The following is an 8,742-nucleotide window of genomic DNA, read 5'->3' on the forward strand; positions in this document are numbered from 1 at the left end:
GGGGAGGGGCTGCTGGAGTCGTACCACGCCGAGCGGCACGCGGCGGCGCGCGAGAACATCGAGGTCACCGCGGCCACCATGCGCTTCCTGGTGCCGCGCACCGTCGAGGAGCGCATGCACCGGCGGGCCGTGCTGGAGGGCGGGCGGGTCGCCGAGGTCGACTCCGGCCGCTTCGCCGAGCCGTTCTGGTACGTCGACTCGCCGCTGACCACGCCGGAGCCGTCGCGCCCGTTCCGCGGCCGGCCGCCCAAGGGGGCGTCGTGCGAGCCCGCGCCGGGCGTGATCCTCCCCGACATGGCGCTTCCCGGGGGCAGATTGCGCGAGTTGTGCCGGGACGGATTCCTCGTTCTGTTGGGCGATATGTGCGATTCGAGTTTGTTTATGCAGGTCTTGGGCAAGGTCATTACGGCGCCGCTCGCCGTTCGCGGGCTCGCGGAGATAGATGGGACTGGCTCGCTCGCTGAGAGGCTCGGCGCCGGTCCGGATGAGGCATGGCTCATCAGGCCCGACTCCCACGTCGCCGCGATCCTCCCCCATGCGGGGCCTGAGTCGGTGGCGGCCGCTGTGAGCCGTGCTCTCGGCGGCTCTCCTGACACATGACCCCATAGGAGGACTGCGTGACTGGCCGTAGCTCGTTTCTGATCGTCGCCAACCGGTTGCCGGTGGACAGGACGATCGAACCCGACGGAACGGCCTCGTGGCGCAGGAGTCCTGGCGGGCTGGTCACGGCGATCGCCCCCGTGATGCAGCGCCGCCACGGAGCCTGGGCCGGCTGGCACGGAGCGCCCGACGAGAAGTTGCAGCCGTTCGAGCAGGACGGGATGAACCTCATCCCGATCCCGTTGTCGGCCCGCGAGGTCGAGCTTTATTACGAGGGTTTCTCGAACGCCACCCTGTGGCCGCTCTACCACGACGTGGTGGCGACGCCGGTGTTCGACAGGGAGATGTGGGAGACGTACCGGAGCGTCAACCAGCGCTTCGCCGAGGCCGCCGCGGACGCGGCCGAGCAGGGCGCGGTGGTGTGGGTCCAGGACTACCAGCTGCAGCTCGTGCCCGCCATGCTGCGCAGGATCCGGCCCGACCTGCGCATCGGTTTCTTCCTGCACATCCCGTTCCCGCCCACCGAGCTGTTCTGGCGGCTGCCGTGGCGCAAGGAGCTCGTCGAGGGGCTGCTCGGCGCCGACCTGGTGGGCTTCCAGCTGCCCGGCGGCGCCTCCAACTTCCGCCGGTTGTGCCGGCGGCTGCTCGGCCTGCCGTACAAGGGGAACGAGATCTTCCTGGACGACCGGGTCGTCACCACGCAGGCGTTCCCCATCTCCGTCGACTTCGCCCACCTCGACTCGCTCGTCCGCGAGCCGCACATCGTGAGCCGGGCCAAGGAGATCAGGATGGAGCTGGGCGACCCCGAGCACGTGCTGCTCGGCGTGGACCGGCTCGACTACACCAAGGGCATCGGGCAACGGCTGGAGGCGTTCGGCGAGCTGCTGAAGGACGGGAAGCTGCGCCCCAACGAGGCGGTGTTCGTGCAGATCGCCACCCCGAGCCGGGAGCGGGTGGACGAGTACCGCAGGCTGCGCGACGACATCGAGCTGCAGGTGGGGCGGATCAACGGCGAGCACGCCCAGCTCGGCTACCAGCCGGTGCAGTACTTCCACCAGTCGTACGGCCAGGAGGAGCTCGCGGCGCTCTACCTCGCCGCCGACGTGATGGTCGTGACCCCGCTGCGTGACGGGATGAACCTGGTGGCCAAGGAGTACATCTCCTGTCACCACGACCTGCAGGGCGCGCTGGTGCTCAGTGAGTTCGCCGGGGCGGCCGACGAGCTGCGGCAGGCCTATCTCGTCAATCCGTACGACGTGGAGGACGTCAAGCGGCAGATGCTGGCGGCGATGCGGGCCACGCCGCACGAGCTGGCCCGGCGGATGCGCACGATGCGCCGCCGGGTCGCCACCTACGACGTGGACCGCTGGGCGAACGAGTTTCTCAACGCCCTGGAGTCACCTGCTTCACAGCCTTCCACGCGTCGTAGCGCTTCTTGGCGGTCCGGTTGACCACGATCTGCGCCACGGACATGCCGACGCCCATGAGCACGGCGTAGCCGATCGCCTCGCCCATGCTCACCTCGGGCGAGTCGGTGTCGACGGGCGGCTCCTTGCCGGTCGCCTTCACCCAGGCGAACCCCAGGACCTTCCTCGCCGCCCAGGCGGTCACCAGGCCGACGAGCCCGCCGATGACCCGCCAGGCGACATCGGGCTTGTCCTCCGCCATGACGATCTCCCTTCCCCTTCGTAACGAACACTAGTCTGCACCGCCGGGCGGGCGGCGAAGCCGTACCATAAGGAGGCATGACTCAACAGCGACTACGCCGCCCATCCATGCCCCAAAAGCCCTCTCTCGATGGCTTGGAGCAGGTATGGGTACGTCGCTGGGAAGACGAAGGCGTCTACCGCTTCGACCGCTCCGCGCCGCGCGAGCAGGTCTACGCCATCGACACGCCCCCGCCCACGGTGTCCGGCTCGCTGCACGTCGGTCACGTCTTCTCCTACACCCACACCGACATCATGGCCCGCTACCAGCGGATGACCGGCAAGTCGGTCTTCTACCCCCTCGGCTGGGACGACAACGGCCTGCCCACGGAGCGCCGGGTGCAGAACGTCTACGGCGTCCGCTGCGATCCGTCGTTGCCCTACGACCCCGATTTCGTTCCACCGGAGAAGCCGGGCAAACGTGAGATCCCGATCTCCCGGCGCAACTTCGTGGAGCTGTGCCACAAGCTGACCGCCATCGACGAGCAGGCGTTCGAGGACATGTGGCGGCGGATCGGGCTGTCGGTGGACTGGTCGCTGCTCTACACCACGATCAGCGACGAGTCGCGGGCCGTGTCGCAGCGGGCGTTCCTGCGCAACCTGCTGCGCGGCGAGGCCTACCTCGCCGAGGCGCCGACGTTGTGGGACGTCACCTTCCGCACCGCCGTGGCCCAGGCCGAGCTGGAGGACCGCGAGTGGCCCGGCGCGTTCCACAAGATCTCCTTCTACGGCGAGAAGGGGCCGGTCTGGATCGAGACGACCCGGCCCGAGCTGATCCCGGCCTGCGTGGCGCTGGTCGCCCACCCCGACGACGAGCGCTACCGGGACCTGTTCGGCACGACGGTGCTGACGCCGCTGTTCGGCGCCGAGGTGCCGGTGCTCGCCCATCGGCTGGCCGAGCCCGACAAGGGCACCGGCATCGCGATGATCTGCACGTTCGGCGACGTCACCGACGTCACCTGGTGGCGGGAGCTCGACCTGCCGACCCGGCCGGTCATCGGCTGGGACGGCCGGCTGCTGCCCGAGCCGCCGGAGGGCGTGGAGGAGGAGCCGTACAAAGAGCTGGCCGGCAAGACCGTGCACAGCGCCCGCGAGCGCATCGTGGAGCTGCTGCGCGAGTCCGGCGACCTCGACGGCGAGCCGCGGCCGGTCTCGCGCCCGGTGAAGTTCTACGAGAAGGGCGACAAGCCCCTCGAGATCGTCACCACCCGGCAGTGGTACATCCGCAACGGCGGGCGCGACGAGGAGCTGCGGCGCCGGCTGCTCGACCGGGGCGCCGAGCTGGCCTGGCACCCGCCGCACATGCGGGTGCGCTACGACAACTGGGTCGAGGGCCTGGCCGGCGACTGGCTGATCTCGCGCCAGCGCTTCTTCGGCGTGCCGTTCCCGGTGTGGTATCCGATCGACGAGTCCGGGCAGCCCGTGCACGACGCGCCGATCCTGCCGACCGAGGACATGCTGCCGATCGACCCGTCCTCCGACGTGCCGCCCGGCTACACCGAGGAGCAGCGGGGCGTGCCCGGCGGGTTCATGGCCGACCCCGACGTCATGGACACCTGGGCCACCTCGTCGCTGACCCCGCAGATCGCCGGCCGCTGGGGCACCGACGACGACCTGTTCGGGCGCGTCTACCCCGCCGACCTGCGGCCGCAGAGCCACGAGATCATCCGCACCTGGCTGTTCTCGACCGTGGTGCGCTCCCACTACGAGTTCGGCACGCTGCCGTGGAGCGACGTGGCGATCTCGGGCTGGATCCTCGACCCCGACCGCAAGAAGATGTCGAAGTCGAAGGGCAACGTCGTCACCCCGATCGACCTGCTGGAGCAGCACGGCTCCGACGCGGTGCGCTACTGGGCGGCGGGCGGGCGCTACGGCGTCGACACCGCCTTCGACGCGGGGCAGCTCAAGGTGGGGCGGCGGCTGGCCATCAAGATCCTCAACGCGTCCAAGTTCGTGCTGAGCATGGCCGAGAGCGACGGAGAGGTGACCGAGCCGCTCGACCTGTCCATGCTGGCCGGGCTGTCGGACGCGGTGCGCGAGGCCGGCGAGGCGTTGGCGGCCTACGAGCACACCAGGGCCCTGGAGGCCGTCGAGCGCTTCTTCTGGGCGTTCTGCGACGACTACCTGGAGCTGGTCAAGGCCCGCGCGTACGAGTCGGAGGGGGCCTCGGCGTCGGCGCACGCGGCGTTGCGGCAGGCCCTCGACGTGCTGCTGCGGCTGTTCGCGCCGTTCCTGCCGTTCGTGACCGAGGAGGTGTGGTCGTGGTGGCGCGAGGGGTCCGTGCACCGCGCCGCCTGGCCCGAGGCCGAGCGTGGCACGGGCGACCCGGCGGTGCTGGCCGTCGCCTCCGAGGTGCTGCGGCAGGTGCGCAAGGCGAAGTCCGAGGCCAAGCTGTCGATGCGGGCCGAGGTCTCCCGGCTCACCGTCTGGACGCCCGACGTCGAGCTCGTCCGCAGGGCGCAGGACGACCTGTGCGCGGCCGGCAACGTCGAGGAGTTCGTGCTCGAACGCGGTGAGGAGCTGAAGGTCGAGGTCGAGCTCGGCTGACCTTCAGCGGTCTCTGGTCACGTCATGGTGCAGGGCGACGAAGAGGGAAAAGGCCTCTCCGTCGCCCTGCTTGTGGCGGAAGTCGTCGAGCAGCTCCTGCAGCCGCCGCAGCAGCTCGGCGTGGTCCTCGGCGGAGAGCCTGAGCCCCAGCCGCATGTACTCCCCCCGCTCGATGTCGGCCAGCCGCACCTCCTGCAGGAAGGCGTCGACCATGGCCGCGCCGCCGCCCGTCACGCCGCTGTCGCGAACGTTGACCTCCCACGACTTGCCGGTGGCGCGGTAGGGGATCTCGGTGGAGCCGCGCGGCCCCGGACGGCTCGGCTCGGCGGCCAGGAAGCCGGTCGTGACCAGTTTGCGCACGTGGTGCAGCGTGGTGGCCGGGTTGGCGCCGAGCCGGCCGGCGATCTCCTTGTTGGTGAGCGCCTGGTCGAGGCAGAGCCGCAGGATGCGCAGGCGTACGGAGGAGGCCAGGGCGCGGGCCTCGGCTTCGGTCGCGGGGCGGCGGCGTTCCATGGACGGCCACCCTATAACTGGTTGATTAATCTCAATCGGTGGTGGAGGGTATGGGCGTGAGTCTCTTACGCGACCATGACTTCCGCCGCCTGTTCCTCGCCGACACCGCCAGCCAGGTCGGCACCCAGGTCCTCATGCTGGCCCTGCCCCTGGTCGCGGTGATGGCGCTGAAAGCCTCGGAGTTCGAGGTCGGGCTGCTCGCCGCGTGCCAGACACTGGCGTTCGTGCTGATCGGGCTGCCCGCCGGCGCGGTCGTGGACCGGATGCGCAAACGCGTCGTCATGGTCGTCGCCGACTGGGCGCGGGCCGCGGCCCTCGTCTCCGTGCCGCTGGCGTGGTGGCTGGACGTGCTGACGGTCTACCAGCTGTACGCCGTGGCGCTCGTGCTCGGCGTGTTCACCGTCTTCTTCGACGTGGCGTACCAGAGCTACCTGCCGCATCTGGTCGGGCGGGAGCGGCTCGTCGAGGGCAACTCGGCGCTGGAGATCGTGCGCACGGTGGCGCAGCTCGGCGGGCCCGGCGCGGGCGGTTACCTGATCCAGCTCCTCACCGCGCCGTTCGCGCTGGCCGCCACCGTGGCCGGCTTCGCCTGGTCGGCGCTGTGCCTCGGCACGATCCGCAAACGGGAGCCGCGCCAGGAGGCGCAGGACCGCCATCTCGGCAGGGAGATCGCCGAAGGACTCAGGTTCGTCTTCGGGCACCGGCTGCTGCGCCGCATCGCGGGCTGCACCGCCACCGGCAACCTGTTCGGGGCGATGGCGCAGCCGATGATCCTGCTCCTGCTGGCCAGGGATCTCGGGCTGGCCGCGGGCGCCATCGGGCTGCTCATGGCCGCGGGCGGCATCGGCGGGCTCGCCGGCGCGCTGGTCAACGCCAGGATCGCGCGGTGGCTCGGGCAGGGGCCGACGATGTGGCTGGCCATGCTGGTGCCCGCGCCGCTGATGCTCGCGCTGCCGTGGCTGGAGGCCGACTGGCGGCTGGCGTTGTTCGTGCTGGCGGAGTTCGGCCTGGGCGCGGGGGTGGTCGTCTACAACGTCACCCAGCTCAGCTTCCGCCAGGCGATCACGCCCGAGCCGCTGCTCGGCCGGATGAACGCCACCATGCGCTTCGTCGTCTGGGGCACGATGCCGCTCGGCGGGGTGATCGGCGGCGCGCTGGGCGAGGCGATCGGGGTCAGGAACACGCTGCTGGTCGCCGCGGTGGGCGGCTGCGTGGCGTTCCTGTGGGTGTTCCTCTCGCCCCTGCGGACGATGCGGGAGCTGCCGGTCGCCGAGGTCTCTCAGTAGTCGCAGACGCCCGTGGGGAAGATCTGCTTCAGCCTGGCCCGCTCCTCGCGCGTCGGCCGCCAGGAGCCGTACAGGCCCTTGGCGATGGCGCGCTCGACCGGCTGGAGGCGGCAGGCGTACACGCCGCCCTCGATCGGGCCGCCCGCCACGATGCGGGAGGTCGAGTAGAGCGGGAAGTGGCGGGTGCAGGCGCCGGGGGCGCGGTCGTCGAGGACGCCGTTCCAGACGTGGGGGCCGGCGGCGATCTCGGTGCCGTCGGTGGCGAAGCAGCGGTCGACGGCCTGCTCGGGTTTGTTGCCCACGACGCCGCGTTGCGGATGTCTCCGGATGTTGGCCATCCAGGCGTCGATCACCCGCAGCGCCTCGGGCGTCTGGTCGAACTCCTCCCCGGCGGGACGCGCGTCGGTGAACCAGATGACCTGGTTGCCCGCCTGCCCGTCGTGGTCGAGCATGCGCTTGCGCGTCGCGAACGACTGGTGCGCGTTGTGCATGTCGAGCTGGTCCTCCAGGTAGTGGCGCCAGTCGATGACCGGGATGTCGATGTCGCCGCGGAACACCAGGCCGCTGCGCTGCACGTTCCTGATCGCCACGGGGTCGGGCGCGCGCCTCGGGGCCGGGTCGCCCAGGTCGGCGTTGCGGGCGCTCCACGGGTCGAAGTCCGCCGGGCAGGCCGTGCGGACGAACGGGCAGCCCTCCTGCACCATGTCGGCCGGGGCCTTCCAGGAGCCCACCTTGGCGTTGACGTCGAGGAACTCCGCCGGCGTGATCACTTCGTCGCGCAACGCCCGCAGGCCGTACTGGACGCCTACGTTCCCCCAGGTCGAGCGGGCGTATCCGTTCTCGTCCTCGCCGTAGACCTTGCGCAGGTCGTCCCAGTGCGTCCACTCGACGGTGTCCTTCACACCCGGCGGGTCCATGCGTTCCCACTCCGGGTCGTCGTTCGAGGTCCACAGCGGGTTCATGGTCAGCGGGGTCAGGCCGCGCCAGCCGTTCACGCACTCGTCGGAGCCCTGCTCGCCGGTGTACGGGTTCGGCACGGTGTCGCTCGCGTTCATGCCGATCAGCGCCGTGCGGTCCTCCCAGCGGGCCCAGCGCGGGTTGTGGTCCATGTAGCGTTCGAGCAGCTCGCAGTCGCCCACGTGGATGGTCTGGGTGACCATGTCAGGATACGAGTACTGCGGGATGGCGGCGTCGATCACCCTGTCGCCGTGGTTCTGGCCGTAGACGTACTGCTGGATGCCGCCGCCCGAGCCGCCCACGCCGACCGTGTAGAGCGGCACGCCGTACCGCTCGATGAAGCGCTCCTTGACCATGAGCGCCGTCTCGCCGCCGAGGATCAGGTTGTAGTGGGTGGAGGTGCGGGTGCCCGAGGAGTGCAGGATCGCGTAGCCCTTGCCCAGCCCGTACGGGTCGAGGGCGCTGCCGCCGAGCGTGCCCTGGTCGTGGCCGATCGCCACGCCGCCGTCGAACCGGTAGATCGCCCTGCCGTTCCAGCCGTTCTCGATCATGGCGATCGAGTAGAGGAAGCGGTTGATGACGCCGCGCTCGCGCCGTACCACGAAGTCGACCGTACGGCCGTCGAGCAGCGTGGTCGTGGCCATGTCGGCCGGGCGTCCCGCGGGCATGGGCTTGAACGTGCCGTCCGTCGAGCGGTAGAGGCGGTCGGTCACCGTGGGGGCGAAGCAGTTCCTGCTCCAGCCGCCCTCCACGCGCATGCCCTGGCCGTCCTGGTTGTCCGCGACGGGCGCGCCGAGCCCGCCGCGCTCCGTCTTGCACACGAACGGCTGCTGGTGCGCGCCCGAGAAGATCGGGCCCTCGATCGGGTGGTTGCGCACCTCAAGACTCTTCCGGTACGGCCCCGCCGTGGCTGTGATCGTGTTGTCGCCGACGTCGAGGCCGGTCACCACGCCCCGCACCCCGTCCTTCGTCCTGCGGAACGCCGCGGTCACGTCCTCGCCGTTGCGCGACACCCTGACCCGGTGGCCCCGGGCCTGCCGGACCTCGATCAGCGCGTCGCCGCCGCTGACCTGGTCGGGGCGGCTGGAGAGCACCTCCACCGCCAGGCCGGCGCGGGGGTCGGCGTACGCGGG

The 8,742-nt window shown here is 70.6% G+C and carries 6 protein-coding genes and 1 pseudogene; 4 read left to right on the plus strand and 3 right to left on the minus strand.

Annotation, left to right across the window (positions count from 1 at the left end):
- Together C1J01_RS43180 and C1J01_RS43185 are read left to right on the plus strand one after the other, a co-directional pair.
- A pseudogene (locus C1J01_RS43180) lies at positions 1-600 on the plus strand (FAD-dependent monooxygenase); the annotation flags it as partial.
- 17 nt (positions 601-617) lie between these two features.
- A complete protein-coding gene (locus tag C1J01_RS43185; protein ID WP_111184827.1) occupies positions 618-2,051 on the plus strand; it encodes an alpha,alpha-trehalose-phosphate synthase (UDP-forming) in 1,434 nt (477 codons plus the stop codon).
- On the opposite strand, the gene C1J01_RS43190 is transcribed toward C1J01_RS43185, so the two are convergent.
- Positions 1,984-2,268 carry a DUF4235 domain-containing protein gene (locus C1J01_RS43190; protein ID WP_111184828.1) on the minus strand — a complete coding sequence of 95 codons (285 nt, stop codon included), beginning with the start codon at positions 2,266-2,268 and terminating at the stop codon, positions 1,984-1,986. The two genes, C1J01_RS43185 and C1J01_RS43190, sit on opposite strands and share 68 nt — an antisense overlap.
- Positions 2,269-2,375: 107 nt before the next feature.
- Here C1J01_RS43190 and valS point away from each other — a divergent pair, with 107 nt between their 5' ends.
- A complete protein-coding gene (gene valS, locus C1J01_RS43195; protein WP_111184829.1) occupies positions 2,376-4,853 on the plus strand; it encodes a valine--tRNA ligase in 2,478 nt (825 codons plus the stop codon).
- Between the two features lie 3 nt (positions 4,854-4,856).
- Here valS and C1J01_RS43200 read toward each other — a convergent pair whose 3' ends face one another.
- Positions 4,857-5,366: an ArsR/SmtB family transcription factor gene (locus C1J01_RS43200; RefSeq protein WP_111184830.1), complete on the minus strand. Its 510-nt coding sequence runs from the start codon at positions 5,364-5,366 to the stop codon at positions 4,857-4,859.
- A gap of 56 nt (positions 5,367-5,422) precedes the next feature.
- On the opposite strand from C1J01_RS43200, the gene C1J01_RS43205 reads away from it, so the two are divergent.
- Positions 5,423-6,652 (plus strand): MFS transporter, encoded by a 1,230-nt coding sequence (locus C1J01_RS43205; protein ID WP_235855051.1) that lies wholly within the window; start codon positions 5,423-5,425, stop codon positions 6,650-6,652.
- Here C1J01_RS43205 and C1J01_RS50605 read toward each other — a convergent pair.
- The coding region (locus C1J01_RS50605; protein ID WP_111184832.1) for a DUF6351 family protein at positions 6,646-8,742 on the minus strand (2,097 nt) is incomplete at its 5' end. The genes C1J01_RS43205 and C1J01_RS50605 overlap by 7 nt on opposite strands.

Source organism: Nonomuraea aridisoli (assembly GCF_003236395.1).
In the GTDB taxonomy this organism is placed as follows: domain Bacteria; phylum Actinomycetota; class Actinomycetes; order Streptosporangiales; family Streptosporangiaceae; genus Nonomuraea; species Nonomuraea aridisoli.